General features: G+C 71.8%; 30 protein-coding genes. 13 read left to right on the forward strand and 17 right to left on the reverse strand.

Annotated features, from left to right (window positions below):
• Together ACFPIJ_RS51525 and ACFPIJ_RS51530 are read left to right on the forward strand one after the other, a co-directional pair.
• Nucleotides 1-681, forward strand: a 681-nt coding sequence (locus ACFPIJ_RS51525; protein ID WP_465252348.1) for a flotillin family protein, incomplete at its 5' end; no start/stop codon positions are given.
• Between the two features lie 80 nt (nucleotides 682-761).
• Nucleotides 762-1,055 (forward strand): helix-turn-helix domain-containing protein, encoded by a 294-nt coding sequence (locus ACFPIJ_RS51530; RefSeq protein WP_380126854.1) that lies wholly within the window; start codon nucleotides 762-764, stop codon nucleotides 1,053-1,055.
• Between the two features lie 68 nt (nucleotides 1,056-1,123).
• Here ACFPIJ_RS51530 and ACFPIJ_RS51535 read toward each other — a convergent pair whose 3' ends face one another.
• A complete protein-coding gene (locus ACFPIJ_RS51535; protein WP_380126855.1) occupies nucleotides 1,124-2,584 on the reverse strand; it encodes a glycosyl hydrolase family 18 protein in 1,461 nt (486 codons plus the stop codon).
• Between the two features lie 246 nt (nucleotides 2,585-2,830).
• On the opposite strand from ACFPIJ_RS51535, the gene ACFPIJ_RS51540 reads away from it, so the two are divergent.
• On the forward strand, nucleotides 2,831-4,795 hold the full coding sequence (locus ACFPIJ_RS51540; RefSeq protein WP_380126856.1) for a GTP-binding protein: 1,965 nt from the start codon (nucleotides 2,831-2,833) through the stop codon (nucleotides 4,793-4,795).
• A 119-nt stretch (nucleotides 4,796-4,914) separates the two neighbouring features.
• Here the strand turns inward: ACFPIJ_RS51540 and ACFPIJ_RS51545 are convergent, their stop codons facing one another.
• Nucleotides 4,915-6,108 (reverse strand): sensor histidine kinase, encoded by a 1,194-nt coding sequence (locus ACFPIJ_RS51545; RefSeq protein WP_380126857.1) that lies wholly within the window; start codon nucleotides 6,106-6,108, stop codon nucleotides 4,915-4,917.
• 2 nt (nucleotides 6,109-6,110) lie between these two features.
• Nucleotides 6,111-6,764, reverse strand: a complete 654-nt coding sequence (locus ACFPIJ_RS51550; RefSeq protein WP_380126859.1) for a response regulator transcription factor — start codon at nucleotides 6,762-6,764, stop codon at nucleotides 6,111-6,113.
• A 126-nt stretch (nucleotides 6,765-6,890) separates the two neighbouring features.
• On the opposite strand from ACFPIJ_RS51550, the gene ACFPIJ_RS51555 reads away from it, so the two are divergent.
• The gene (locus ACFPIJ_RS51555) at nucleotides 6,891-7,766 is read left to right on the forward strand and encodes an ABC transporter ATP-binding protein (protein WP_380126860.1); all 876 of its coding nucleotides are present in this window, start codon (nucleotides 6,891-6,893) and stop codon (nucleotides 7,764-7,766) included.
• Nucleotides 7,763-8,761: an ABC-2 transporter permease gene (locus tag ACFPIJ_RS51560; protein ID WP_380126861.1), complete on the forward strand. Its 999-nt coding sequence runs from the start codon at nucleotides 7,763-7,765 to the stop codon at nucleotides 8,759-8,761. The genes ACFPIJ_RS51555 and ACFPIJ_RS51560 overlap by 4 nt, the downstream gene beginning before the upstream one ends.
• Here ACFPIJ_RS51560 and ACFPIJ_RS51565 read toward each other — a convergent pair.
• A complete protein-coding gene (locus ACFPIJ_RS51565) occupies nucleotides 8,755-9,207 on the reverse strand; it encodes an Lrp/AsnC family transcriptional regulator (RefSeq protein WP_380126862.1) in 453 nt (150 codons plus the stop codon). The two genes, ACFPIJ_RS51560 and ACFPIJ_RS51565, sit on opposite strands and share 7 nt — an antisense overlap.
• A gap of 89 nt (nucleotides 9,208-9,296) precedes the next feature.
• On the opposite strand from ACFPIJ_RS51565, the gene ACFPIJ_RS51570 reads away from it, so the two are divergent.
• The 3 genes from ACFPIJ_RS51570 (at nucleotide 9,297) to ACFPIJ_RS51580 (ending at nucleotide 11,849) form a co-directional block, all read left to right on the forward strand.
• Nucleotides 9,297-10,169: an EamA family transporter gene (locus ACFPIJ_RS51570; RefSeq protein ID WP_380126863.1), complete on the forward strand. Its 873-nt coding sequence runs from the start codon at nucleotides 9,297-9,299 to the stop codon at nucleotides 10,167-10,169.
• On the forward strand, nucleotides 10,151-11,128 hold the full coding sequence (locus tag ACFPIJ_RS51575; RefSeq protein ID WP_380126864.1) for an aldo/keto reductase: 978 nt from the start codon (nucleotides 10,151-10,153) through the stop codon (nucleotides 11,126-11,128). The genes ACFPIJ_RS51570 and ACFPIJ_RS51575 overlap by 19 nt, the downstream gene beginning before the upstream one ends.
• A gap of 115 nt (nucleotides 11,129-11,243) precedes the next feature.
• Entirely contained in the window at nucleotides 11,244-11,849 is a 606-nt protein-coding gene (locus tag ACFPIJ_RS51580; protein WP_380126866.1) for a hypothetical protein, read from the forward strand.
• Between the two features lie 126 nt (nucleotides 11,850-11,975).
• On the opposite strand, the gene ACFPIJ_RS51585 is transcribed toward ACFPIJ_RS51580, so the two are convergent.
• From ACFPIJ_RS51585 to ACFPIJ_RS51625, 9 genes are all read right to left on the reverse strand, one after another.
• Nucleotides 11,976-13,565: a dipeptide ABC transporter ATP-binding protein gene (locus ACFPIJ_RS51585; RefSeq protein ID WP_380126867.1), complete on the reverse strand. Its 1,590-nt coding sequence runs from the start codon at nucleotides 13,563-13,565 to the stop codon at nucleotides 11,976-11,978.
• Entirely contained in the window at nucleotides 13,562-14,866 is a 1,305-nt protein-coding gene (locus ACFPIJ_RS51590; RefSeq protein ID WP_380126868.1) for a hypothetical protein, read from the reverse strand. The genes ACFPIJ_RS51585 and ACFPIJ_RS51590 overlap by 4 nt, the downstream gene beginning before the upstream one ends.
• 20 nt (nucleotides 14,867-14,886) lie before the next feature.
• Nucleotides 14,887-15,699, reverse strand: coding sequence for an ABC transporter permease (locus ACFPIJ_RS51595; RefSeq protein WP_380126869.1), 813 nt, complete (start codon nucleotides 15,697-15,699; stop codon nucleotides 14,887-14,889).
• Nucleotides 15,689-16,633: an ABC transporter permease gene (locus tag ACFPIJ_RS51600; protein ID WP_380126870.1), complete on the reverse strand. Its 945-nt coding sequence runs from the start codon at nucleotides 16,631-16,633 to the stop codon at nucleotides 15,689-15,691. The genes ACFPIJ_RS51595 and ACFPIJ_RS51600 overlap by 11 nt, the downstream gene beginning before the upstream one ends.
• Nucleotides 16,617-17,375, reverse strand: a complete 759-nt coding sequence (locus ACFPIJ_RS51605; protein WP_380126871.1) for a DUF1684 domain-containing protein — start codon at nucleotides 17,373-17,375, stop codon at nucleotides 16,617-16,619. The genes ACFPIJ_RS51600 and ACFPIJ_RS51605 overlap by 17 nt, the downstream gene beginning before the upstream one ends.
• Complete coding sequence (locus ACFPIJ_RS51610) at nucleotides 17,372-19,006, reverse strand: ABC transporter substrate-binding protein (RefSeq protein ID WP_380126872.1); 1,635 nt, start codon at nucleotides 19,004-19,006, stop codon at nucleotides 17,372-17,374. Before ACFPIJ_RS51610 ends, ACFPIJ_RS51605 begins: the two co-directional genes overlap by 4 nt.
• A gap of 109 nt (nucleotides 19,007-19,115) precedes the next feature.
• Nucleotides 19,116-19,745 (reverse strand): GntR family transcriptional regulator, encoded by a 630-nt coding sequence (locus ACFPIJ_RS51615; protein WP_380126873.1) that lies wholly within the window; start codon nucleotides 19,743-19,745, stop codon nucleotides 19,116-19,118.
• 165 nt (nucleotides 19,746-19,910) lie between these two features.
• Nucleotides 19,911-21,089: a hypothetical protein gene (locus ACFPIJ_RS51620; RefSeq protein WP_380126874.1), complete on the reverse strand. Its 1,179-nt coding sequence runs from the start codon at nucleotides 21,087-21,089 to the stop codon at nucleotides 19,911-19,913.
• Between the two features lie 105 nt (nucleotides 21,090-21,194).
• The gene (locus ACFPIJ_RS51625; RefSeq protein WP_380126885.1) at nucleotides 21,195-21,587 is read right to left on the reverse strand and encodes a winged helix-turn-helix transcriptional regulator; all 393 of its coding nucleotides are present in this window, start codon (nucleotides 21,585-21,587) and stop codon (nucleotides 21,195-21,197) included.
• 123 nt (nucleotides 21,588-21,710) lie between these two features.
• On the opposite strand from ACFPIJ_RS51625, the gene ACFPIJ_RS51630 reads away from it, so the two are divergent.
• On the forward strand, nucleotides 21,711-22,094 hold the full coding sequence (locus tag ACFPIJ_RS51630) for a sensor histidine kinase (RefSeq protein WP_380126876.1): 384 nt from the start codon (nucleotides 21,711-21,713) through the stop codon (nucleotides 22,092-22,094).
• Nucleotides 22,058-22,267 (forward strand): sensor histidine kinase, encoded by a 210-nt coding sequence (locus ACFPIJ_RS51635; RefSeq protein ID WP_380126877.1) that lies wholly within the window; start codon nucleotides 22,058-22,060, stop codon nucleotides 22,265-22,267. The genes ACFPIJ_RS51630 and ACFPIJ_RS51635 overlap by 37 nt, the downstream gene beginning before the upstream one ends.
• Before the next feature lie 9 nt (nucleotides 22,268-22,276).
• Here ACFPIJ_RS51635 and ACFPIJ_RS51640 read toward each other — a convergent pair whose 3' ends face one another.
• From ACFPIJ_RS51640 to ACFPIJ_RS51650, 3 genes are all read right to left on the reverse strand, one after another.
• Nucleotides 22,277-22,462: a hypothetical protein gene (locus tag ACFPIJ_RS51640; RefSeq protein WP_380126878.1), complete on the reverse strand. Its 186-nt coding sequence runs from the start codon at nucleotides 22,460-22,462 to the stop codon at nucleotides 22,277-22,279.
• A gap of 102 nt (nucleotides 22,463-22,564) precedes the next feature.
• Nucleotides 22,565-22,708, reverse strand: a complete 144-nt coding sequence (locus ACFPIJ_RS51645) for a hypothetical protein (RefSeq protein ID WP_380126879.1) — start codon at nucleotides 22,706-22,708, stop codon at nucleotides 22,565-22,567.
• Nucleotides 22,709-22,736: 28 nt separating this feature from the next.
• On the reverse strand, nucleotides 22,737-23,048 hold the full coding sequence (locus ACFPIJ_RS51650) for a hypothetical protein (protein ID WP_380126880.1): 312 nt from the start codon (nucleotides 23,046-23,048) through the stop codon (nucleotides 22,737-22,739).
• Nucleotides 23,049-23,573: 525 nt separating this feature from the next.
• On the opposite strand from ACFPIJ_RS51650, the gene ACFPIJ_RS51655 reads away from it, so the two are divergent.
• The gene (locus tag ACFPIJ_RS51655; protein WP_380126881.1) at nucleotides 23,574-23,813 is read left to right on the forward strand and encodes a hypothetical protein; all 240 of its coding nucleotides are present in this window, start codon (nucleotides 23,574-23,576) and stop codon (nucleotides 23,811-23,813) included.
• A 347-nt stretch (nucleotides 23,814-24,160) separates the two neighbouring features.
• On the opposite strand, the gene ACFPIJ_RS51660 is transcribed toward ACFPIJ_RS51655, so the two are convergent.
• Complete coding sequence (locus ACFPIJ_RS51660) at nucleotides 24,161-24,445, reverse strand: helix-turn-helix domain-containing protein (RefSeq protein WP_380126882.1); 285 nt, start codon at nucleotides 24,443-24,445, stop codon at nucleotides 24,161-24,163.
• Between the two features lie 768 nt (nucleotides 24,446-25,213).
• On the opposite strand from ACFPIJ_RS51660, the gene ACFPIJ_RS51665 reads away from it, so the two are divergent.
• Nucleotides 25,214-25,537: an STAS domain-containing protein gene (locus ACFPIJ_RS51665; RefSeq protein ID WP_380126883.1), complete on the forward strand. Its 324-nt coding sequence runs from the start codon at nucleotides 25,214-25,216 to the stop codon at nucleotides 25,535-25,537.
• 327 nt (nucleotides 25,538-25,864) lie between these two features.
• Nucleotides 25,865-25,999, forward strand: a complete 135-nt coding sequence (locus ACFPIJ_RS51670; protein ID WP_380126884.1) for a hypothetical protein — start codon at nucleotides 25,865-25,867, stop codon at nucleotides 25,997-25,999.
• Nucleotides 26,000-26,399: the final 400 nt, after the last annotated feature.

The following is a 26,399-nucleotide window of genomic DNA, read 5'->3' on the forward strand; positions in this document are numbered from 1 at the left end:
CTGCAGATCAGCAGCATCCATGACAAGGGCGTCGGCTACATCAAGGCTCTCGCGGCCCCGCACCAGGCGCGGGTCAACCAGGAGGCGAACGTCGCGCAGGCGATCGCCGACCAGGCCAGTGCGATGGCGCAGCAGGAGAGCCGCCGTAACCAGGCCGAGTACGCGCGTCAGACCGCCATCGCCCAGGCGCGCTACCAGGCGGAGATCGACCAGGCGCAGCAGACCGCCGCGCAGGCCGGGCCGCTCGCCGCCGCCCAGGCGCAGCAGCACGTGCTGGTCGAGCAGGCCCTGGTGGCGCAGAAGCACGCCGAACTGCGCCAGGTGCAGCTCATCGCCGAGGTCATCCGGCCCGCGCAGGCCGAGGCGGAGCGGATCGTCACCCTCGCCCGCGCGGATGCCGACGCCACGAAGTTGTCCGCGGAGGCGGCCGCCGCGCAGGGCCGTATCGCGCTGGACCAGATGATGATCGAGCAGCTGCCCGATCTGCTCCGCGCCGCGGCGGAGGGCCTGCAGGGCGCCAACCTGACCGTGCTGGACGGCGCGGAAGGGTTGAACAGCGTCGTGGCGTCCCTCGCCGCGCAGGGCACCGCGCTGCTGGAGGCCGTCCGCAAGGGCATGACCCCCGCACCCGCCGGCGAATCCGCGACGAGCACCGCGATCGTCCGGCGCGACGCGGCCTGAAACCGGCCTTTACCGGACCGCGATGCATCGGCATGCTTGATTGGTGGATACCGTCAACACATTGTCGTGTGTCGTGATCGATGAACCTTCAGGGGACTGACGCCGAGCGGCTGCGCGCCCTGCGGCAGCGACTGACCGAGCAGCTCGTGGCGGCACACCGGGCGGCCGGCGAGCCGTCGTACAGCGCGATCGCCGGCCAGCTCGGCGTCTCCAAGTCCACGGTGTTCCGGATGCTCAACGGTGTCGGGGAGCGGTCGCCGAAATGGCACCACGTCGACGACATGCTCGAGGTGTTCGGCCGCAGCGACCGCGACGTGGAGCGGTTCCGGGCGCTGTGGGTCGAGATCCGCGGGCTGGAGAAGCCGGCGCCGTGAAATGCCGCACCGCCGCAGCCCGGGACCTGGGCTGCGGCGGCGCGACGTGCTCACTCAGATGGTGATGATCAGGCGAGACCGTTCTTGATCGCGGTGATGAGCTCGCCGTTGCTGGTGTCGCCGGAGAACTCCCAGAAGAACGCTCCGCCGAGACCCTGGTTCTTGGCGTAGGTCATCTTGCCCGCGATGGTCGAGGGCGTGTCGTAGCTCCACCAGTTGCTGCCGCACTTCGAGTACGACGTGCCGCCGACGGTGCCGGTGGGCGGGCAGCTGTTCTTGAGGACCTTGTAGTCCTCGATGCCCGCCTCGTAGGTGCCGGGGGCCGCACCGGTGGCGCTGCCGCCGGGCGCGGTCTGGGTGACGCCGGTCCAGCCGCGGCCGTAGAAGCCGATGCCGAGCAGCATCTTGTTGGCCGGCACGCCCTTGCTCTTGAGTTTCTGGATCGCCGCGTCGGACCAGAAGCCCTGGGTCGGGATGCCGGTGTAGGAGTTCAGCGGCGAGTGCGGTGCCGTCGGTCCCTGCGGGGCGAAGGCGCCGAAGTAGTCGTAGGTCATCGGGAAGACCAGGTTGAGCTTGGAGATGCCAGAGGCGTAGTCGGCCGCGTCGAGCTTGCCGCCGTTGGAGCCGTCCGCCGAGATCGCCGAGGTGATCAGGAAGCTCGAGCCGAACTTGTTCCGCAGCGCGGTGATGACGTTGTTGTAGCTGGCCGGGCCGCTGGCGTCGCAGCTGAGGCCACAGGCGTTCGGGTACTCCCAGTCGATGTCGATGCCGTCGAAGACGTCGGCCCACCGGGAGTCCTTGACCAGGTTGTAGCAGGAGTTCGCGAAGCCGGTCGGGTTCGCCGCGGCCTGGGTGAAGCCGCTGGACCAGGTCCAGCCGCCGAACGACCAGATCACCTTGATGTTCGGGTACAGCCGCTTGAGCTTGCGCAGCTGGTTGAAGTTGCCGCGCAGCGCGCCGGCGTCCCAGGTGTCCGCGACGCCGTCGACCGAGTCGGCAGCGGTGTACGCCTTGTCGTAGTCCGCGTAGGAGTCACCGATGGAGCAGTTGCCGCCGCTGGTGTTGCCGAACGCGTACAGGATGTGGGTCAGCTTGGCCGCCGAGCCGCTGGTGACGATGTTCTTCACGTGGTAGTTGCGGGCGTAGACGCCCCACTCGGCGAAGTAGCCGACGACCGCCTTGCCACCCGGCTGGGTCGGCGGGTTCGAGGTCGGCGGGTTGGAGGTGGGCGGGTTGGAGGTCACCGGCGGGGTGGTGGGGGTGGTGCCGCCACCGCACGCGCCGTTGTCGGCCCAGACGCCCCACTGGCCGCTGGCGGTCGGCACCTCGTTGGTCGTCCACCACTTCGCCGTGTAGTTGTGGGCCTGGTATGAGACGACGTTGTCTTTGACGTAGATGGCCGAGGCGCTCCACGCCGGGGCACACGCGGCCGCGGCGTTCGCCTGAACCAGGGGCACGACCGCGACCGATGCGGCCACGACCGTTGCGACGGCCCCGACCAGGAGGACCTGGCGAAGGGATCGTTTCACGTTCACCTCACCAACAGTTAGGAAACTTTGTTAATAGCGGTGGAGTGACGGTAGACACATCTACGACCTTCAGTCAAGGTGGCGGTCGATATTGAGGCCCGGCGATGTGGTCAATCCGGTTGCGGGCGTGACAATCCTCTGTTTCGCTGTGTGGGTCTTGTCCGCGAGCTGAGGAGTCAGGGATGCGAGCTGCGTCTGTGTTCACCCAGATGGCCATCACCGCCTATCTCGAGGACCTGACGCCACTTGCGTACTCTCAATCTCGGCATCCTGGCGCACGTCGACGCCGGTAAGACCAGCCTCACCGAGCGGCTGCTGCACGCCGCCGGCGTCATCGACGAGCCCGGCTCCGTCGACGACGGCAACACCCAGACCGACACCCTCGCGCTGGAGCGACGGCGCGGCATCACCATCAAGTCCGCCGTGGTGTCGTTCCACGTCGGTGATGTCACCGTCAATCTCATCGACACCCCCGGCCACCCGGACTTCATCGCCGAGGTGGAGCGCGTCCTCAGCGTGCTCGACGGCGCCGTGCTCGTCGTGTCCGCGGTCGAGGGCGTCCAGGCGCAGACCCGGATCCTGATGCGGGCCCTGCGCCGCCTGCGGATCCCGACGATCGTGTTCGTCAACAAGATCGACCGGTCCGGCGCGCGCGGCGACGGGATCCTGCGGGAGCTCGCCGAGCGGCTCACGCCCGCGCTCGTGCCCATGGGCGCCCCGACGGGCCTGGGAACCCGCGCGGCCGGCTTCGTGCCCGCGCCGCCGCCGCTTGATGTCCTTGCCGAGCACGACGACGCGTTGCTCGCCGCGTTCGTGGAGGGCGCGACCGTGCCCGCCGGCCGCGTGCGCCGGGTGCTGGCCGAGCAGACCGCACGCAGCCAGGTGCACCCGGTCTACTTCGGCTCGGCGATCACCGGCGCCGGTCTCGACGCGCTCACCGACGGCATCGCGGCCTTCCTGCCGGCGGCCACCGGCGACGCCGCCGACCCGGTGTCCGGCAGCGTCTTCAAGGTGGAGCGCGGCCCGGCCGGGGACCGGATCGCCTACGTGCGCATGTTCGCCGGCACGATGAAGACCCGCGAGCGGGTGCGGCTGTCCGGCGGCGCCGAGGCGAAGGTGACCGGCATCGCGGTCTTCGACGACGGCGGCGCGACCGGATCCGAGGCCCTGCCGGCGGGCCGGATCGGCAAGGTCTGGGGCCTCGGCGGCGTCCGGATCGGCGACGCGGTCGGCACCGCCCGGCACGGGATCCGGGACCACCACTTCGCGCCGCCGAGCCTGGAAGCGGTCGTCGAGGCGCTGCACCCGCAGCAGCGCGGTCCGCTGTTCGCGGCGCTGACCGAGCTCGCCGAGCAGGACCCGCTCATCGACGTCCGGCACGACGACGTGCGCCGGGAGACGTCGGTGTCGCTGTACGGCGAGGTGCAGAAGGAGGTCATCCAGGCGACGCTCGCCGAGGAGTACGGCATCGAGGTCACCTTCCGGGACACCACGACGATCTGCATCGAACGGCCGGCCGGGACCGGCGACGCGTTCGAGATCGGCGAGAAGAACGGCAACCCGTTCCTCGCCACGATCGGGCTGCGGGTCGAGCCGGCGCCGGCCGGGGCGGGCAACACGTTCCGGCTCGGGGTCGAGGCCGGTGCGATGCCGGCGGCGTTCTTCACCGCGGTGCAGGACACCGTCGGCGCCGCCCTGACCCAGGGCCTGCACGGCTGGCAGGTCGAGGACTGCACGGTGACGATGACCCGATCCGGCTACTGGCCCCGGCAGAGCCACGCCCACCAGCAGTTCGACAAGAGCATGTCCAGCACCGGCTTCGACTTCCGGAGCCTGACCCCGCTGGTGCTCATGACCGCGCTGCGGCGGGCCGGCACCGTGGTGCACGAGCCGGTGCACCGGTTCCGGCTCGAGGCACCCGCCGACCAGCTCGGCGCGCTGCTGCCCCTCCTGTCGCGCCTGCAGGCGGTGCCGCGCACCACCGTCACCCGGGGCACCGTCTGCGTCCTGGACGGCGACATCCCGGCGGCCCGGGTGCACGAGTTGCAGGTGCGGCTGCCCGGGCTGACAAGGGGCGAGGGCGTGCTCGAGTCGGCGTTCGACCGGTACGAACCGGTGGCGGGCGTGGCACCGAGCCGCTCCCGGACCGACCACAACCCCCTGGACCGGGAGGAGTACCTGCTGCGGGTGGTCCGCAGGGTCACCGCATGAGCGGCCCGCAGCGGAGCGAGGAGCCGTGATTCAGGGTTGCAGGGTGTGGCTCAGGCCGGCGCCGGAGCGAAGCGGAGGTGACGGCGTGAGCGGGCCGCAGCGGAGCGAGGAGCCGTGAATCAGGGTTGCAGGGTGTGGCTCAGGCCGGCGCCGGAGCGAAGCGGAGGTGACGGCATGAGCGGGAACGCGACCTCGATCTCCAGGCCGCCGCCGGGGCGGGCCCGCGCGGTGAGCGTGGCGTCGTGGGCGGCCGCGATCGCCCGGACGATCGACAGGCCGAGGCCGTGGTGCGCGGAGTCGGCGGTGCGGTGCAGCCGCTGGAACGGCTCGAACAGCCGGTCGACCTGGTCGGGTGGGATGACCTCGCCGGTGTTGGCCATGCTCAGCACGACCCGGCCGAGGCGGCGGTGGACCCCGACCTCCACGGTGCCACCGGGCACGTTGTAGTGGATCGCGTTGTCGCAGAGGTTGACCAGCAGCCGCCCGAGCAGCACCGGGTCGCCCGGCACCCGCACCGGCTCCAGGTCGGTCCGGACCCGGAGCCCCCGCTGGTCGGCGTCGGGCGCCCGCTCGCGCAGCGTCGACGCGGCCAGGTCGGCGAGGTCGACGGGGTCGTCCGCGCCCCGGCCGTGCTCGCTGCCGGCCAGGGTGAGCAGCGACTCCAGGAGCTGCCCCCGCTGCTCGCTGATCACCAGGAGCCGGGCGAAGTTCGACCGGAACGTCTCGAGGCTTGCCGAGGGGTCGATCAGCGGCTCCTCCAGCAGCGCCCGCTCGACCGTCAGCGGCGTCCGCAGCTCGTGGGCGGCGTTGGCGACGAACCGTTTGTGCGCGTCGAGCGCCGCCTCGAGCCGGCCGAGCAACCCGTCGACGGTGTCGGCCAGATCCTTGAGCTCGGTGCGGCGGCCGGGCAGCGCGAGGCGCTCGTGCACGTTGCGGTCGGAGATCTGGTGCAGGCGCCCGGTCATGGTCAGCACCGGGCGCAGCACGCGGCCGGCGATGAGCCAGCCGAGGAACAGCGAGAGCACCGCCAGGATGGCCAGCGCGACCAGCGGCTGGACCAGGTCGGCGCCGATGTCGACCTGCGGCACCGCCACCCTCGGCGTCGGCAGCGGCCTGGGCAGGCCCGGGTCGGGCGGTCCCGCCGGCATCGGTGACGGCGGGACCACCAGGTCGGCGAAATCCGGCGGGGCCCCCAGGTCGAGGCTCTTGGCCAGGGCCCACATGATGACCAGCAGGACCGTGCTCGACATGACGGAGACGAGGCAGTACAGCAGCGTCAGCCGGAGCCGCAGCGGGTGTTTGCCGAGGCGCATGGTCAGATCCGGTATCCGGCGCGGGCGATCGTCTCGATGATCGGCGGGTCGCCGAGCTTGGCCCGCAACCGGTTCATCGTGGCCTTGACCGTGGTGGTGAACGGGTCGGCCGCCTCGTCCCAGACCTTGTCCAGCAGCTCCTCGGCCGGCACCACCCGGCTGCCGCAGCTCATCAGGTATTCGAGGACCGCGAACTCCTTGGGGCTCAGCGGCAGGCGCGCCCCGGCCCGGGTCGCGGTCCGCTGCGCCGGGTCGAGCCGCAGGTCGCCGTGCACCAGCAGCGGCGGCACCGCCGGCTGCGAACGCCGGGCCACCGCGCGGATCCGCGCCACCAGCTCGGCGTAGGCGAACGGCTTGGGCAGGTAGTCGTCGGCGCCCAGGCCCAGCCCCTCGACCCGGTTCGCGACGGTGCCGGAGGCGGTCAGCATGAGCACCCGGCTCGTCGAGGGCCCGTTGACGAGGGTGCGGCACACGTCGTCGCCGTGGACGACCGGCAGGTCGCGGTCGAGCACGATGACGTCGTACTCGACGACCGCGGCCCGTTCCAGCGCCGCGCCGCCGTCGTAGGCGACGTCGACGGCCATGCCCTCCCGCCGCAGCACCCGCGCCACGGAGTCGGCCAGGTCAGGTTGGTCTTCGACCACGAGTACCCGCATCACACACCTTCCGGTCCGAGATCACCGTAGCGGCCGGCCCGTCACGGCCCGGTCACAGCCGCGCGGACCGTGCCGTGACCGTCGGCTGGCTAGAAAGGGCGGCAACCAACCACCAGGAGGGACGCGATGACACCGGTCATCCGGACAACGGCGCTCAGCAAGCGCTACCGCCAGCGGCTCGCGCTGGACGACTGCACCGTGACGGTGCCCGCCGGGCGCATCGCCGGGCTGGTCGGACCCAACGGCGCCGGCAAGTCGACGCTGCTCGGGCTCGTCTGCGGCATGATCGCGCCGACGGGCGGCAGCATCGAGGTGCTCGGGCACCGGCCGGCGGACAGCGCCGAGCAGCTGGCGAGGGTCGGCTTCGTCGCCCAGGACGCGCCCGTGTACACCAGGCTGACCGTCGGCGACCACCTGCGGCTCGGCGCCCGGCTGAACCAGAGGTGGAACGCCGAGCTCGCGGAACGACGGATCCGGCAACGCGGGCTGGACCCCGCCCAGAAGGCCGGGTCGCTGTCCGGCGGCCAGCGGGCCCAGCTCGCCCTGACCGTCGCCGCGGCCAAGCGGGGCGACCTGCTCGTCCTCGACGAACCGGTGGCGGCCCTGGACCCCCTCGCGCGGCGCGGGTTCATGCGGGACCTCCTGGAGTTCGTCGACGAACTCAACGTCAGCGTGGTGCTCTCCTCCCACCTGCTCGGCGACCTCGAACAGGTCTGTGACCACCTGATCGTGCTCGCGGACGGCCGGGTGCAGCTCGCCGGTGACGTCGCCGACCTGCTCGCCGTGCACCACCGCGTCACCGGCCCGGCGGCGCAGCAGCCGCTGCCGCCCGGGGCCGAGCTCATCCACGCCGAGCAGGCCCGCGGCGAGACCACGATGGTCGTCCGCGGGTCCGGACCGGTCCCCGGCGGCGCGCCCGTCGACCTGGAGGAGCTGACCCTTGCTTACCTGACCCGGGCCACGGACGTGGGCCCGGCCGCCATGACGGGAGCGCACCGATGACCTGGCTGACCTGGCGGCAGTTCCGCGTCCAGGCCCTGGCGGCCGTAGGCGCCGTGGCCGTGCTCACGCTGTACCTCATCCACCTGCGCGACAGCATCGGCACCTTCATCGACACGAGGATCGTCGGCTGCGCCGGGGAGGCGTGCAGCATCGCGCGGATGGACCTGCGCGGCGACTACGAGGGCCCGCTCGCCGTGGTCCTCGGGACCCTGCTCGTCGCGCCCGCCCTGATCGGCATCTTCTGGGGCGCCCCGCTGGTGGCCCGCGAGCTGGAGGAGCGCACCGACCGGCTGGTGTGGAACCAGAGCGTCACCCGCACCCGCTGGCTGGCGGTCAAGCTCGCCGTCGTCGGCCTGGTCGCCGCCCTGGTGACCGGCCTGCTCAGCCTGGCGCTGACCTGGAGCCTGAGCCGGTACGACGCGCTGATGGGGGGACGGTTCGCGGCCTTCAACTTCGACACCCGCAACATCGTGCCGATCGGCTACGCGCTGTTCGCGTTCGTCCTCGGCACCGTCGTGGGCATGCTCGCGCGGCGCACCCTGACGGCCATGGCGATCACGCTCGTCGCCTTCGTCGCGCTGCAGGTGCTGGTCCCGGCGGTCGTCCGGCAGCACCTGCTGCCCCCGGTCACCGAAACCGTCACTGTCGACGCCGAGGTCATGAGCCGCGATTTCGGCCTCAGCCTGGGCAACGACAACCTGTTCACCGTCCACGGTTACACCGTTCCCGGCGGCTGGTCGCTGAGCGACGGCGCCCCGCTGTTCAAGGCGGACGGCGCGCGGTACACCGGCGAGGACGACCGGCCCTGCATCGCCAACATCAGTGACCGGGCCGCCGTCAAGGCCTGCATGGTCGCGCAGCACCTGCACTTCGAGCACACCTACCAGCCGGGCAACCGGTACTGGACGTTCCAGTGGATCGAGCTGGCGCTGTACACGGCCCTCGCGGCGCTGCTGGCCGGCTTCGGCTTCTTCTGGCTCCGCCGCTCTCACTGATCCGGCGGTGCGGGCGGCAGCGGCAGCGGTCGGGGCGGCACCGGGGTGGAGACGACGATCGAGGTGGTCGTCTGCCCGTACAGCAGGAACCGGTCGAGCAGCTCCTCGAGCTCACCGATCGACGGCGCGTGGACCTTGAGCAGGAAGCAGTCCTCGCCGGTGATGCGGTGACACTCGACCACCTGCGGGGTCTCCTGCGCGAGCTGAGTGATCTTCGGCAGCTGGCCCGGCCCCGGCCTGATCCGGACGAGGGCCGTGGCCGGCATGCCGAGCGCGGCCGGGTCGATGTCCATCCGGTACCCGAGGATCACGCCCGCCGCCTCGAGGCGCTGCACCCGCTCGGTGACCGCCGGGGCGGACATACCGACCCGACGGCCCAGCTCCGACATGGACAGCCGCGGGTTCGCCTGCAATTCGGCCAGCACCCGCAGGTTGACGGCATCCAAGGCATTCTGACTTGAATTCTTAGGCAAGTCGCGTCACCCACCTTCAACTTGGCCTTCACTACCGGCCCCGTGCTTTGGAAGATACTCCCGTGCAGGAACAGACACGGGACCGGCTGACCGCGACCGGCTCCATCGCGGTCAGCTCCGTCTTCCACTACCTCGGCCCGGCGTTCGCCGTGCTGCTGTTCGCCCACGTGGACGTCTTCGGGGTCGCGTGGCTGAGGATCGCCAGCGCGGCGGTCGTGTTCGCGGTGTGGCGGCGCCCGTGGCGGCTGCTGCTGCATTCGGACCGGCGCCGGACGCTGCTGGCGCTGGGCGTCGTCCTCGCCGCGATGAACACGATGTTCTACCTGGCGATCGCGCGGCTGCCCCTCGCGACCGTCGGCTCGGTCGAGTTCCTCGGCGTCATCGTCCTGGCCGCGGCCGGGGTCCGCGGCCCGCGCAACGCGTTCGCGCTCGGGCTGGCCGTGGCCGGCGTGTTCACCCTCACCGGCGTCCGGTTCGCCGGCGAGCCGCTCGGGTTCGCGTTCGCCTTCGCGAACTGCGCGCTGTTCATGCTGTACGTCACCCTCGGCCACCGCATCGCCGGCACCGCTGGTGGCGTGGATCAGCTCGGCGCCGCCATGCTCGTCGCCGCGGTCGTCGCCGCACCGCTGGGCCTGGCCGGGGCCGCGCCCGCGTTCGGGCACCCCGGCCTGCTGCTGGCCGGCGTCGGGGTCGGCGTCTGCTCGTCCGTGATCCCCTACGTGGCCGACCAGCTCGCCATGGCCCGGCTGCGCCGGGCGACGTTCGCGCTGACGCTGAGCCTCCTGCCGGCCTGCGCCACGGTCATCGGACTGCTCGTCCTCGCCCAGCGGCCGACGGTCCGGGACCTGCTCGGCGTGGCGCTGGTGGTCGCCGCCGTCGCCACCCACACCCCGTCCCCGCAACGAAAGGAACCAGCATGCAGTACACCCGTCTAGGCTCGTCAGGGCTGCAGGTGTCGCGGATCGGCCTGGGGATGATGAGCTACGGCGACCCCGCCGACGAGCCGTGGTTCCTGCCCGAGGACGCGGCCGCGGTGCTGGTGCGGCAGGCCGTCGAGGCCGGCGTGACGTTCTTCGACACCGCCGACATGTACTCCGGCGGCGTCAGCGAGGAGATCACCGGGCGGCTGCTCGGCAGGTTCTTCGCCCGCCGCGACGACTACGTCCTCGCGACGAAGGTCTTCTTCCCGATGGGTTCGGGCCCGAACGACCGCGGCCTGTCCCGCAAGCACGTCATGTCCGCCGTCGACGCATCACTGCGCCGCCTCGGCACCGATCACATCGACCTGTACCAGATCCACCGCTGGGACGACGAGACCCCCGTCGAGGAAACCATGGCGGCGCTGCACGACCTGGTGCGGGCCGGCAAGGTGCGCTATCTCGGCGCGTCGCTGATGTACGCGTGGCAGTTCGCGAAGGCCCAGCACACCGCGCAGGCGGGCGGCTGGACCAGGTTCGTGTCCATGCAGACCCGCTACAACCTGGTGTACCGCGAGGAGGAGCGGGAGATGCTGCCGCTCTGCGCCGACCAGGGCGTGGGCGTCCTGCCCTACAGCCCGCTGGCCCGGGGGCTCCTCGCCGGGGCCCGGGACACTGCGCGGGCGGCTGCCGAGCGGTCGGAGAACTGGGGCCGCGACGACAACGACGCCGAGGTGGTGGCGGCGGTGCGGGCGGTGGCCGCCGCGCACGGGGTGCCGCCGGCGCGGGTGGCCCTGGCGTGGCTGCTGGGCCGGCCCCGGGTCAGCGCGCCGATCGTCGGGGTGACGAAGCCCCACCACCTGGACGACGCGCTCGCGGCCACGGAACTGGCGCTCAGCGACGAGGACGTGGCCACGCTGGAGGCCCCGTACCGCCCGCACGCGCCGTACGGCTACTCGTACCGCCCGCGCCGGTGAGCGGTGTCCGCGGGGGACGTTTGGTGGTGTGTCGTCGGGTACGTGCCGCACTGGATTGCAGGATTGCCGTCCGTTGCCGGGCGGCAACGTCGTGGAGGGCGGGACGGCTGTGACGATGCTCGGGACGCGCAAGGTGGTGCCAGGTGAGGACCGCCGGCACGGGGTGACCGTGGCGGCGCAGGCGCAGCCGGACCGGTGGTGGTTCGGTCTCGGCCGGCCGACCCGCCCGATCGAGGCCGGCGAAGGCCGTCCCGACGGGGCCCGGGCGCAGACGACGCAGGGCTACCTGTGGGCGTTCACCGCCGACGAGGCGCAGCGCAGCGTGTGGTGGGGCACCGTGTCCAACGCCGTCGGCGGCGGGATCGCCACCCTGGCCGGGGACTTCGCCGGTTCCGGGTTGGGCGTGCCGGTGCAGCCGTGGGACGACCCGGACAACGTCACGTGCGAGTTCGCCTCGTCCTACAACGCGGTCCACGACGTGCCGCCGACGCAGGACATCGTCGGTGATGTGGTGCCGGTGCAGGTGTGGCAGCACGACATCGCCTCCGGCACGTCGGTCGAGCGGACCCCGGACGCGCAGCAGTGCCCGGACTTCGACCGCCTCGCGGGGCTGCGTGCCGCCGGGTCGATCGGCGTGAACGAGGTCCAGGTTCGGCCGGCGCACCGGTGCAGTTGTGCGCTGGGAGGGTCACGAGGTCCTGGTCTGGTTCTGTCGTGTTGACTCGTTCGAGCCAGCTGAGCAACTTCTGAGCGATGAGCGCCGGCGGCGACATCCGCATCCGCCTCATCGCCCCGTCCGAGTACGACGCGGTCGGGGCACTGGGCGAGGCGGCGTACACCCACGACTTTAGGTGTACACCGGAAGCGTGGGAACCGCGGCGAGCAGTTCGCGGGTGTAGCGGTGGGTGGGGCGGTCGAAGACGTCGTCGGCTGGGCCGCGTTCCACCACGGCGCCGTCCTTCATGACCAGGACCTCGTCGCTGAGCTGCCGGATGACGGTCAGGTCGTGCGAGATGAACAGCATCGCCAGGCCGCGCTGTGCCTGCAGGTCCGCCAGCAGCTCGAGGATCTGGGCCTGGATGGAGACGTCCAGGGCCGACACCGGCTCGTCGCACACCAGCAGCTCGGGGCCGGTGGCCAGGGCCCGGGCGATCGCGACGCGCTGGCGCTGGCCACCGGACATCTCGGCCGGACGGCGCTCGGCCAGCGACGCGGCCAGGCCGACAGTCTCCAGGAGCTCGGCAACGCGCCGGCGCCGGGCTCCCCGGTCGCGTTCCGCCCGCAGCGCCTCGGCGATGACCTGGCCGGCGGTGAAGCGGGGGTCGAACGCGCCGAGCGGGTCCTGCTGGATGAGCTGGATGCGGCCGCGCTGCGGGCGGCGGCGCCGCTCCGGCACCGAGCTCCAGGGTGCGTCGGCGAAGCGGACGTCGCCTTCGTCGGGGCGCAGCAGGCCGAGAGCGATGCGGGCCACGGTGCTTTTGCCGGAGCCGGACTCGCCGACGACGCCGAGGGTGCGGCCGGCGGCGACGGTGAACGAGACGTCGCGCACGGCAGCGTGGTCGGTGCCGTCGGGGCGGCGGTACTGCTTGCCGACCCCCCGCACCTCGAGCAGTGCCGGGCCGGCGGACCCCTCCGGGTCGCGGCGGGGCCGGCCGGTGGGAACAGCGGCGAGGAGCCGGCGCGTGTAGGGGTGGCGAGCTGCTCCCAGCACCGATGCCGGGGGTCCTGACTCGACGATGACGCCCTCGCGCATCACCAGGATGTGGTCGGCCATCCGGGCCACCACGGCCAGGTCGTGGCTGATCATGAGCAGCGCGGTGCCGCCGGCCTTGAGCTGCTCCAGCAGGGTCAGGACCTGGGCCTGCACGGTGACGTCGAGGGCGGTGGTCGGCTCGTCGACGACCAGGACCGGCGGGTTGGCGATGGTGGCGGAGGCAATGAGGGCCCGCTGGCGCAGGCCGCCGGAGAGCTGGTGCGGGTACTGCTGCGCCCGCACCGCCGCCTCCGGAATCCCGGCGGCGCCGAGCGCCTCGACCACCCGGCCGGGACGAAGGGCAGGCGCGATCAGGCGATGCCGGCGCAGCGGCTCGCCGACGTCGCGGCGGACCCGGTGCAGCGGGTTGAGCGAGCCGAGCGCGTCCTGCGCGACAAGCCCGATGTCGCGGCCGCGCAGGCGCTGCCACTGGGTTTCGGTCAGCGTGGTCAGGTCCCGGCCGGCGAGTCGCAGCGCGGCGGCGGTGACGGTGGCGGTCGGGCCGGCCAGGCCGAGCAGGGCGCGGGCGGTGGCGCTCTTGCCCGAGCCGGACTCGCCGACAATGGCCAGACACTGTCCCCTGTGGAGGGTGAAGGAAATACCCTGAACCGCTTCGACGGTGCCGCGAGCAGTCCGGAACGTGACGCGCAGGTCGTCGGCGGCCAGGACAGGGTCGGGGCTCACTGCGGTACCACCGTGGAAATCCGGCGCAGGTCGGCGATCCAGCGCGCGTCCCGCCGCGACCGGCGCCGGTGCATGCGGTCCGCCAGGATGTCGGCGGCCCGGTCGGCGTCCCCGCTGCGGGCCAGGGCGTCGCAGAGCGTGTCCACGACGATGTCCTGCTGCAGGCGGCTGCCGCCGACGAGGGCCACGGCCGCGACCACGCCGCCGAGGTGCTGTGCGGCCACGTCGTAGCGGCCGTCGGCGTGGGCGGCGATGCCGTCGAGGACGGCGAGGACGACGCTGCGGTTAGGGCGGGCGGTCTCGACCGCCCAGGCGGCGCGGAGCGTGGCGAGGTCCTCCCGGCGGTCGCCGGCGGCCAGTGCGAGGGCGGCGTGGACGTCGAACAGCGCGCCGCGGGCGGCCGCGACCTGGGCGCGGGCGAGCTCGGCGACCGGACGCCACGGCAGGCCGGTGTGGCCGTCGATCCGCAGCCGCCACAGCACGGCGGCGGCGTCGACGAGCGTGGTGCGGCGGGTGGAGATGTGGGGGTCGATGGCGGCGTGGTAGCGCCGCAGCCCGAGTTCGGCGTCGTCGTTCTCCAGCGCCACGAGCGCGTGGTGCCAGCGCAGGTGCGTCTGCAGCGGCGAGCGCGGGTGCCGGGTGCCGAACCAGCCGTTGAGGAACGCCTCCACGGCGGCGATGCGCCCGGTCTCGTGCAGGACATGGACGTACCCGTGGCAGGCGGCGCGGTTGTCGGGCCGGTCCAGCAGCGAGCGCTCGGCCGCGGCCTCGGCCTCCGCGAACTGCCAGGCCTCCTCCAGCTCCAGCGCGCAGATGCCGGCCAGGGCCCAGTCGTCCGGGAACGCGGCCGTCGACGGCGCGGCCAGCGCGAGCACGCCGTCGCGGCCGGTGCCCGCGGCGATCCGCCGGCCGCTGAGTAGCCCGGCGGCGAACCCGAGCACGAGGAGGTCGCCGGGGTGCGCCTCCAGATGCTCGGCGTAGGCGGCGAGGTGGGCGGGCGGCGCGGTGACGAGGTCGATCTGGCGGGCCTCGCGCGGGCCGAGCCGGTCGGGGTGCTCGCGGCGCAGCCGGACGGCGGTGGTGAACGCCTCCCGGGCCTCGGTGTCGCGGCCGGCCGAGGCCAGGCTGAGCCCGAGCCCGAGGTGCGCGACGGCGAGGCCGGGGTCGAGCGCGATCGCCTGGGCGAAGCCGTCGACGGCGGTGTCGTCGAGGGCCAGGTACGCGTCGACGGCATCGAAGTAGGCCGCAGCGGCCTCTGGGTCCACTGTGGACACGCTCTGCCCGTAGCGGTCGGTCGGCACTGGGGTACCTCCAAAATGGCTCACGGCCGGACCTTGCCGATGCCGAAGCGGTTGCGCAGGTCGCGGCCGAGGACGGTGACGGCGACCGCGGTGACGGTGATGAGCAGGCCCGGGAAGACCCCGGCCCACCAGGCGACGGCGAGCGTCGAGCGGCCCTCGGCGAGCATCGCGCCCCACTCCGGGGTCGGTGGCTGGGTGCCGAGGCCGAGGAAGCTCAGCCCGGAGGCGAAGATGACGGCCACGCCCAGCCCGAGCGTTGCGGTCACCAGCAGCGGCCCGGCCGCGTTGGGCAGGATGTGCCGCCACAGTGAGGTCCACGGGCCGACGCCGAGCCCGGTTGCCGCCTCGACGTAGCCGGCCGTGCGGACCACGAGGAGCCGGGAGCGCAGCAGGCGGGCGTAGCCGGGCATGTCGGCCAGGCCGATCGCCAGCAGCAGGCTGAGCTCGCCCCGACCGGCGATGGTGACCACGACGAGGGCCAGCAGCAGTGCCGGGAACGACAGCAGCACATCGAGGACCCGGCTGATGACGCTGTCGGCCAACCGGCCGGCGAACGCGGCCAGGACGCTCACCGGCACGGCCACGAGCAGCGCGACGAGCGTCGCGCCGGCGGCGATGCGCACCGAGTGCCGGGCGCCGTAGACGGCCCGGGCGTACAGGTCCCGGCCGAGCTGGTCGGTGCCGAACCAGTGCCCGGTGCCCGGCGGGCGGAACGAGGCGAGCGGGTCGGTCGCGTTCGGGTCGTGGCCGGTGAGCAGCTGCGGCCACAGCGCGGCGACGACGACGGCGAGGATGACCAGCGCCGCGGCCGAGACGGCGAGCCTACGTCCCATCGCGGCGCACCCTCGGGTCGATGACGAGGTAGGAGGCCTCGACGAGCAGGTTCACCGCGACGAACACGACGGCGGCCAGCATGACTACGCCGGTCACCATCGGCAGGTCCTTGTTCGTTACGGCGGTCAGTGCGACCTGGCCGAGCCCAGGCCGACCGAAGACCTGCTCGATGAGGACCGAGCCGCCGAGCAGGCTGCCGACGAACCAGCCGGTGAGCGTGGTGGCCGGGACCAGGCAGTGGCGCAACGCGTGCCCGGTCCGCACGGCCAGCGCGCCTGCGCCGCGGGCCCGGGCAGCGGTGACGAACGGCTGGGCGAGGGCGGTGTCCATCTCCTCGCGCAGCACTTGGGCGAGGGTGCCGGCGATCGGCAGGGCGACCGCGACGGCCGGCAGCACGAGGCTGCGCCAGGTGCCGGCCTCGATGACCGGGAACAGGTGCCAGCGCAGCGACAGGAATGTGATGAGCAGGATGCCCAGCCAGTACTGCGGCAGCGACACGGCGACCATCTCCAGCCCGGAGAACACCGCCCGGGCGACGCGGCTGCGCTCGGGGACCAGCACCGCCGCGCCCACCGCCAGTAGCACCGCGAGCAGCAGGGCCGCCCCCGCGAGCTGGACGGTGGGCAGCACCTGCTCGGTCAGGGCGCCCCACACCGGCCGCTGCAGCTGGTAGGAGGTGCCGAGGTCGCCGCGGGCCAGGTGGCCGAGCAGCCGCAGGTACTGCACAACCACCGGGTCGTCCAGCCCGTACTCGGCCCGCACCTGGTCCTTGAGCTCCGGCGAGACCAGCGCCTGGTTGCCCATGAGGATGTCGACCGGGTCGCCGGGGGTCAGGTGCAGCGTCGCGAAGCACAGCGTGGCGGCGCCCCACAGCTGCACGACCGCGATCGCCACCCGGCGGGCGAGGCGGCCGGCGTCACGCCGGGTGGGCACGGCGCAGCACCGACCGTTCGCCCGCCTCGACCGCGGTCGTCAGGATGTTCTCCCGGGGCGGGAGCGGGCAGTTGTACCAGTCCGAGAATGCGCACGGCGGCAGGTACGCGCGGTTGAAGTCCACGACGTAGCCCTCGGGCGCGGTCTGCGCCTCGACGAAGCGGCCCGGGCGGTACGTGCTCACGCCGGTCGTGGCGTCGGCGAACACGAACCACAGGCCGCCGTGGCCCTCGAACGCCCGGATCCGGTGCTGGGTGCCGCCGAGGGTGAACGACAGCTCGCCCGGCACGACGTGCGCACGGACGACGTCGTCGCGCTGGTAGGCGATCGGGGTGGCCTCGGGCGCGGCGAACGGCTCGAACTTCGCGGCGACGCGGAAGCGCTCGTCGTACGGGTACCGGTCGATGCCGGCGAAGCCCGTCCGCCCGGGCGCGGCGTGTTCGTACGTACGCACCACCGGCCCGTCCTCCCGCTGGAACGTCCGGATCGTCACGCCGGGCGCCTCGAGGTCGCCGCCGGCGAACGCGGTGCCGGTCACCGGCGTGCCGTCCTTGCTCAGCGGCGCGCCCGGCTCGACGGTGACGGTGAGCCGGCCGTCCTGAACGCTCCAGGTGCCGGGCACGCCGTCGATGACGAGCGGCTCGGCGACCGGGTACGTGCCGGTCAGGGCCGTGTGGCCGGCCGGGCCGGCCACCTCGTCGGCGCGCGCGGCCAGCCAGGCCTCGAAGTCGTCGGTGCTCACTTGGTCCGCCATACGGTGTAGAAGGAGTCCGGGTAGCCGGAGACGGTGAACTGCACGCCCTGCACGGCGTTGGAGACGCCAAGGAGGTACTGCGGGACGTAGATCGGCACGGCCGCGGCGCTGTCGATGACCCACTTCTGCAGCGGCTTGTACGCCGCCGGCCGGTCCTGCTGCTGCAGCGCCGTGGTGCCCTGGCTGAGCCACTGGTCGACCTGCGGGTCGTCGATGTTGGCGTAGTTGGCGCCGCCCTTGGTGGCCACGAACTTGGACGACCACACGTTGTAGAGCATGTCCGGGTCGGCCCGCTGGTTGCTCTGGTCGGTGATGTCGTAGTTGCCGGCCTTGGCCCGGGCCGAGAACGTGCCGGCGTCGAGGCCCTGCACGGTCACCTCGAAGCCGAGCTTCTTGGCGTTGTCGGCGACCGCCTGGGCGACGACGTCGCGCTGCTCGCGCATGACGCTGCTGTTCTGGACCCAGGTGGCGCTCAGGCGCCTGCCGTCCTTGGTGCGGTACCCCTGCGCGTCCTTCTGATTCCAGCCGGCCTCGTCGAGTAGCCGGTTGGCCAGCGTCAGGTCCTGCGGCCAGCTGTTCTCCAGCGTGCTGTCGTATGAGTACGGCGTGCTCGGCGTGAGCGGGCTCCAGGCGCGCGGGAAGCGGCCCGCGTACACCGACTTGACGATGTTATCGATGTCGATGCCGCGCTGGAACGCCTGGCGCACCTTGACGTCGTCGAACGGGGCTCGCTTCGTGTTGAGGTACGCGGTGAACGGCGTGCCGGCCGCGGCCGCGCTGAGCACCCGCACCCCGCCGCCGGCCTCGAACACGGCCGCGGTCACCGGCGGCACGTTGGCGGCGAGCTGCGCCTGGCCGCTGCTGACCGCGCCGACCCGGATCGCGTTCTCCGGCAGAAAGCGGACCTCGACCTTGTCCAGGTACGCGGCGCCCTGGTGCGCCGAGCTCTCCGGCGGCCAGTTGTAGGCGTCGTACCGGGCGAACGTGAGGCTTTGCCCCTTGGTGTACGCGGCCGTGGTGAACGGCCCGGTGCCCACGGCCGCGCCCGGTCCGCCGGCGCACAGGGCGGCCTGGCCCTTCGCGAGTGCCGCTGGGGACTGGATGCCGAGCACGGAGAACGACACCAGCTGCAGGAACGGGGCGAACGGCGACTTGAGCCTGACCACCAGCGTGCTCGGGTCGGTCGCGGTCGCCGAGCCGAACGGCAGCGAGCCGGCCAGTGGGGCCTTGGTCGCGGGGTCGGCGAAGTGGTCGAAGGTGGCCTTGGCCGCGGTCGCGTCGAACTTCGTGCCGTCATGGAACGTCACGCCGTCGCGCAGGTGGAAGGTGTACGTCGTGCCGTCGGCCGAGACGTCCCAGGAACTGGCCAGCCAGGGGTGGAAGGCGCCTTTCGCGTCTTGGTAGATCAGCGAGTCGTAGACGTTGCGCTGCAGGATCTGCGTGGCGATCTGGCTCGGGGCCGCGGGGTCCAGGCAGGTGGGCTCGACGTCGGTGGCGAACACGACCGCGCCGCCGCGCACGGGGGCGCCGGACGCCACGCCGTCGCCGGGCGAGCCGGTGCTGCTGCATGCGGCCAGCAGCGTCACCGACGCCGCCGCCACGACCAGCCTGCGGACCATGGTTACTCCAATATTCAGACGTGATTGATAGGAAATCAGCCGTGAGCGTATACACGCGTCGACGCTCGGGCAAGAGGCTTCGACCTGTGACGTTTCTTGCTTGGGGGTACTACGAACCGGCGGCGAGCTCGGCCAGGCGGGCCTCGCGGGAGCGGTCCAGGTGGGCGACGAGCGCCCGCCGCGCCTCCTCGGCGTCGCCCGCCTCGATCGCGTCGACGATCCGCCCGTGCTCGCCCGCGGCCACCTCCTGGCCGGCCAGGGTCGGCTCGTCGGCGTCGTACACGGCCAGCAGCGTGTCGAGCCGCTCCAGCAGGTCGATGATCGTGGCATTGCCGGCCGCGGCGCGCAATGCCCTGTGCCAGGCCGCGTGCAGCTCACGCAGTCGCACCGGGTCGCCGGCCGCCGCCGCCTCGCCGGTCAGGTGCCGCAGCCGGGCCAGGTCGAACGCCGAGCGCCGGTTGGCTGCCGCCGCTGCGCACGTCGACTCGAGCGCGATGCGGGCCTCGTAGATCTCCAGCAACTCCTCGGGGCTGCGCGTGCGCACCCGGTACCCGCGCCGGTCCCGCTCCAGCAGTGCGTCGCGCTCCAGCATCGCGAGGGCCTCGCGCACCGGCGTCCGCGACACCCCGAGCCGCTCCGCGAGCACCGTCTCGAGCAGCACCGTACCCGGCGCGATCCGACCGGCGACGATCTCGCCGCGCAGCCGCTCGTACTGGGTCGAGGCCGAATCGCGGTTCACCGGGTCTCCTTCGGGGCAGTGTTGGCAGCCGGGTGCTGTCGCATCCGCGATCTTGATCGGCCTGGGGTGGCCTCGACCCGGCGATGGCCGGAATGAGCGGGCGAAATCATATCCGAACGATAGGACTCGGCCGTGCCGGCGGCGCGCAAGGCGGTGTCGTGGCGGTCACCGTCCGGTGGAAAGGTGGCGGCGGACCTTGCCGCTGGGGTCGGCGCGAAGTTGGCCGGCACGTGCGGTGAAGGTCTGCGGGTCGAGGGTGGCGAGGGCGCGCCATGCCTCGCTGCGGATTCGCACGTTCGGATGGTCGAGGAAGGCGACGAGCCGGGCGGCATCGTCGCGGGTGCCCATGTCGGCCAGGCCGGCGAGTGCACCGATGATCGTGTCTCGGGTGGCATCGGCGTGGGTGAGTGTCGTGCGGTAGAGCGCGGCGGAGTCGGTGTGGCCGAGGGCGCGCAGGCCGGCGCGGGCCAGGTAGCGCACCCGTGCGTCGGGGTCGAGCAGGGCGCGGCGGAGGTGCGGCTCGCCGTCGGGGTGGTGGGTGCGGGCCCGCAGCGCCTTCCACCGGATGCGGGGGTTGGGGTCGGGTTCGAGCAGCGGCAGCAGCCGGCGTTGGACGGCCGGGTCGAGGCTGCGTGCGGTGGCCACCCCGGTGGCCCAGTGCCGCAGGGCCGGATCGCCGGTGGCGACGGCCTGCTCGACGGAGGCGGCCGGCTCGATGGTGGCGAGCATGCGCAGGCAGCTCGCGGCGACCGCGGTGTCATCGCCGCGGGCGCCGGCCCACAGGGCGGCCCGGCCGGCCGGGTCACCGTCGATGAGCAGCTCACCGATGGTGCGCACGATGGGGCCGGCGCGGCGGCGCGCGCCGAGACCCTCGATCAGCGGGAGGAGCTGCACGAGCAGAGTGGCGTGGCCAACCGTGAGTCGGGCGTGCACCGCGGCGGTGGCCTGTTGGCGGACGGGGTCGACCGGGTCGTTGAGGCGCAGCAGCAGGAACGGCAGGGTGAACGGCTCGTTGCTGGTGGCCAGCCACCGGACGCCGGCCTCACGCAGGTATCCGGACCGGTCGAAGGTCAGCAGTGCCGCGACCGCGCCGGCATCCGAGCCGTGGTCCTCGGTCAACGCGCCGACGTCGGTTCCGAGCATCGGAACGAGCGAGCGGCGACGGCCGCGGTACGCACCCTCCAGGACGACGACGGCGCGCGGGGTGGCCACGCGTAGCAGGCCGCTGAGCCTTCCGGCTGCCCGCACTGGATCCTGGTCCCACGAGCGCAGGACCTCGTCGACGGCGATGATCAGGCGCTCGGCGTTCCAGCGCTGCGCCCATTCGTCGTGTTTCCACCGCATCGTTCTACCCGTCCCGCAGCCGGATGGCGATGCGGCTGCCCTGCTTGGGCACGATAGCCAGGGACACCAAGGCGCCGCCTCTGACGCGGGCGGCCGGTGGGGTGCTCAACGGTGGCCCGCGAGGACCTCCCGGGCGATGGCGTCGCGCTCGGCTGCCTCGCGTTGGGCCTGGGCCTGTTCCGCGGCGGCTCGCATGTCGTACGCCGCACGCGCGGCGGCGATGTCGTTCTGGTGCGTCTCGGTCCAGGTGACCAGTGCCCGGATCGTCTGGTGCAGGGTGGCGCCGAGTGCGGTGAGCTCGTAGTCGACGCGGGGCGGGACCGTCGGGTGCACCGTCCGGGTGACCAGGCCGTCGCGTTCCAGGTGCCGGAGGGTGCGCGCGAGCATTCGCTGGCTGATGCCGTCGATCATGCGCCGCAGTTCGGTGAAGTGCAGGCTGCGCTTGTCCAGCAGCGCGATGACGAGCAGCGACCACTTGTCCGCGATCCGGTCGAGGATCTGGCGTACCTCGCAGTCCTCGCGGGTGTCCCGCTGAAGGACGTCGTAGTCAGCGTTGGTATCCCCGCAGTCACCGAGGGACCGGAAAGTTCCGTCTTCCACGCCTACCGATGCGGCCCGACGATGCTGTCGGTTACCAGAAGGAACCGGCATGCGCTGGGAGAACCGAAGGGTCGTGCGCCCTTCGAGAGGAGTTGGGATGTCGACGTCCGCCAGCAGCTCGGACAGGCGGTCGACGGGCTGACCGCGGTCTCGCACGACCTGCAGGAGATCTCCCGCGGCATCCACCCGGCGATCGTGTCGCGGGACGGACTCGCCCCGGCAGTACGCGCCCTGGCCCGGCGCAGCGGCCTGCCCGTCGAACTCCGCCTCGACGTCGACCAGCGGCTGCCGGAACGGATCGAAGTCGCCGCGTACTACATCATCTCCGAGGCGCTGACCAACGCCGCAAACACGCACAGGCAACCTCGGTGCGCGTATACGTCGAAGCCGACAAGGCCCGCCTGAGGCTCACGGTGCGCGACAACGGCGTCGGCGGCGCCTACCGCGAGGGCGGCTCCGGCCTGCTCGGCCTGCAGGACCGGGTCGAGGCCCTCGACGGCACCTTCAAAGTGCTGAGCCCACCCGGCCGCGGCACCCTGCACGCCGAAATCCCCTACGACACCGACCCGCCCGGCTAAACCGAGGGTTCACCAGGCGGGGCGCCCGCGGCCCGTCACGCGCTCGGTGACCGTCACGCCGCGGCGCAGCACCCGGCTGGCGCGGGTGGATCCGTGGCGGGCCTCGATCCGGTCGCTGATCTTCCTCGCCCCGGCGATGGCCAGCGGCACGGCGATCACGGCGACCGCCAGTCGGACGATCCTCTTCAGCAGCATGGTCGCTCTCCCGTCCATGTCCGTCGTCGCTGTCACCCTTCCTGTACCCGCTCGCCGCCGAGCCAAGCCAGCAGTGTCCACGCCGCCGCGATGCGTGCCGGGTCAGCTGCCATGGCCGCCGGCTGTCAGACGGGTATGGAGGTCCGCAAGCAGCCGCGCCACCGTCGCTGCGGGGTGGACGATCAGGAGGTCATGGGTGTGCTCGGCGGCGAGGACGACGAGGTCCCCGGTGCCGATGGCGCACATCTGCCGAACCGCGACCGGCAGGGCAAGGTCACCGCGCGCCGACCAGCGGCCAGCCGTCGAAGGCAGGCCAGACGAGGATCGCGCCGTCGACGACATCGACACGCACGCGGTGGCCTGGGCGCCACCCGAGCTGGTCGAGCAGCAATCGGGCCGACACCCGGCCAGAGCGGTCCAGCCGGGCGATGTCCAGCGTTGGTATGGCTGGTCCGGCTTGCTGGCCTGAGGACCGCGCCGCTGGCAGGGTCGGCAGGGGTGAAGGTTCCGGCCGTGGGCGGGGGAGTGGTGCGGGTATCAGCGCAGCGATCATCTGCTCGGTGGTAGTCGGGACGCTGCGCTTCATGCCGGTTATCGTCGCCGCCCTGAAAGGGCCCTGACCTGCACATACCCGACCGAGTGGTCACCCGCTCGGGTCAGTCGGCGTGCCCGCCGTCGTGTGTGCTGAATCTTGATGTTGGTGAAAATCCACCAAGATCGGTGTCGAAGGTCCGAGCGTGACCAAACCCCCACGCTTGTCGGACCATCGACAACAATCAAACTAGCGTAGGTTGCTGGACGGCGCGTTCACGACGCCTGTCAGAAGGCTACCGTAGCCGGGTCGTCGCACGAGTTGCCGGACGGGCGGTGCGACTGCGGCGACCTCAATCCTCGGACCGGCGTCAAGGGCGTCGCTGATTGCCGCCCGACGCGGCCCCCAATACCTAGTCGAAGAGGTTGGCGGCGCCGTTTTCCGGTCGATGCTGCCCGATCTTGTTGGCGGTCGAGCGCCGCTGAGCGCTCGTGTCTGGCAACCACTGGTGCGTCTGGACGAGCGGATCGCGGCTATGAGCGTGTACCGATCGTCGGCGGTGAGCCGTACCCTTTCGCTGTGCTGGTTGTCGGAATCCGCCCTTACTCGGGCAGCTTCGTCTTCGGCGAGGTCACTGTGGGCGCCGATGCACTGGCTGCTCTGCGCGTAGAAGTGCCGCCCTACGCCGCGACGTTGTCCTGGCCGGACGATCCGGACGTGCGCGTCGACGTGACGCCGCACGGCGCGGCGGAGTGCTCGATCGCGATACGACGAACTCCTGCCGACAGGATCCGGTGCTTTCCTGCGCAGCCTGGCTGAGCTCGCCAAGATCTGAAGCGGCGACCGAGCGGTCCAATCACCGCTGCAAGACCATCGCCATCCCGTGGCGCCCGACCCGCGGCATGTCCGGATGCCATGATCGACAACCTGATCCGGTATTTGACCGGTCCGAAACCCGGCCCGACACCATCGCCGAGTACTACTGGAACGTCCGTATCGCACAAGATGGCGCCGAGCATCCATACGTTGCCATGTAATGATCTCCGCCGCGATTGCTGCGACATTGGCCGGGGGTATCGCAGCCGGCACGCTGAACGGCTGGGCGGCCGGGCATGCTGGCACGGCGTCCGTTTGACGCCTGTACCGGCCTGGGCGGGGCTGGCCAGTCAGGTGGTGTCGCGTGCGGCGTTGATGCGCAGCGCTTCCTCGAGCTGGTCTTCGAGGATGATGATCCGGCAGGCGGCCTCGACGGCGGTGCCCGCATCGACCATGTCCCGCGCGCGGGCGGCGAGGCGGAGCTGATAGCGGGAGTAGCGGCGGTGGCCGCCGCCGGAGCGGTGCGGGGTGATGAGCTTCAGCTCGTCGAGGCGGCGCAGGAAGCCCTGCGAGGTACCGACGATTTCCGCGGCACGGCCCATGGTATAGGCCGGGTAGTCCTCGTCACCGAACATGTCATCGGGTTGGGCCATAGAGCCTCCAGGTCGAATGCGGGTCGAGGGCCCCGGCGCAGTAGCGCCGGGGCCCAAGGTTATGGGTCTAACACCATCTACCGGCTCGTTCGCCGGCTTGTCGTGTCCGCACCGGACGCCACAGACAGCGTCGGGTGCGAGGATCGCATAAGCGTGACCGGAGACCACCTCTCGTTCGATGGAGACTGCGGTGTCCACCCCGGCGGAACTGCTGCCGGTGCGGGCGATCCAACGGTGTACGGCCCTCCCTTTCCTCTGCTTCTCTGAGTCTTACCGCGTGCCGAACTCCGCTGATGCTGTGGGTCCACGCAACTTCATGACCCTCATCTGCGGATGGAACTGTGCTACAGGCGATGCCACCAACACCATCTTTGGCTCACCCGATCTCTTCCTGCTGTGCCGAGCGAGCCTGCGGTGTTGCTGCCGGCTCTGCTCCTACGCCCACGGGTGGGGCGGTTCGTCAGCGTCTTTGTGTTCTCTTCTCTCGACCCGAGGAACGTTAGCCGACGGCAGCGAGCATGTCTACCTTCTCCACGATAGATTTTCTCGGCGGGTCGCCAGCGCCTCGGGGGCGGCGTCACCTTCCCGCCCATCTCTGAGCAGCCACGCCCGCCACCCCCGGGACGACCCCCGCCGGCCCGGGAATCCCCGGCCGCACAGTCGCATCCATCTCCTGCCGCATCGAGTTGCGGGGGACAAATGGGTCGGTATCGTCGAGCCCGAGCACCGAAATGGATCGAGAGGTGAACGATGCCGCTCTGGACCGAGATCGGCATACCGTCGGCCGGCAGGGTCACGATCGTCCTCAGCGGCGAGCTGGAACAGCAGACCGCTGATCAGTTCCGCACGACGGTCCGTACAGCACTGCAGCTGGAGCCGACCGTCCTAGCAGTGGATCTCGCACTGATCACGTTCATGGACTCGTCAGGTCTCGGCGCGATCGTGGCCGCCAAACGCTGGTGCGACGACGCCGGCTGCAGCCTGGACCTCGAAGCGCTGACCCCCGCGATGCACCAACGGTTCCAGGTCAGCGGCCTCGCCGACCTGTTCGGCCTGCCGGAACCACCGGCATGACAACGCCGCAACAGCACCCCGTTAGGTTGGGCGTCGGCACGGTGCCCCACCCGCCTTGGACCTGCCGACGGACTGTATACGGGAACATCCCGGGCTGCTTCAGGGTCAGGTGTCGTCACAGGATCGCTTGACGGTGATCGGCTCGACGGGCCCGCCGCCATCGTCCGACAGCGGGCCGGGCCGGAGGGTGCGTCACGGATCGCGGGGTGATGGCCGGGCCCGGGGCGGGCCTGCAGATCGGGGCCGGAAGCCATCCGCCACAGGCTGCGACTGGAGGCGATTGCAGCCGACGGCAACGCGCGATCGGCGGCGCTCGCGCTGTACTTCGTGCTCGCTCGCGAAGGCGTGGTGCTGGACCGGGCAGCGCCGCTGCTGATGACCCGCTGGTCGGCGTCCGACCCACGCGGCGCCGAAGGGCTGGCCGGATTCGTCGCCGTGCTCATCGAGCAGACCCGCCGATGACGACCGACCCGCGGCTGCAGACCTGGACCGCACCTGGGCCGAGGTCGACCCGTCCACCCACCCGGTCGACCCGGATGCCGTACCCGAGATCGTGCGCACGGCCGCCCCGGCCGAACTGCCTGCGCCGTGCCGGGTGGGCGACGGTGCCCTTCGACCACGACGCGCCCGACCGGCACAGCGCGTGGGTCGCCGCGACGACCTACGGACTCGTGGAGCGCTACGGCCGGTGGGCGTTGTCCCGCCCGCGCCGACACGGCCCATCGAGCCGATCAAACCGTCGTGGTGCAGGGCTTTGGCGCGGTGCATCGGTACCTGCTGGTGGCGAGCGTAGCCAACCGGGCGTCATCCGGTCTCTCAGCCGGGGGTGAGGTTAGGCACCGGTCGCGGAAGGGCATGGGCG

The organism is Dactylosporangium cerinum, from assembly GCF_042653625.1.
GTDB lineage: Bacteria > Actinomycetota > Actinomycetes > Mycobacteriales > Micromonosporaceae > Dactylosporangium > Dactylosporangium cerinum.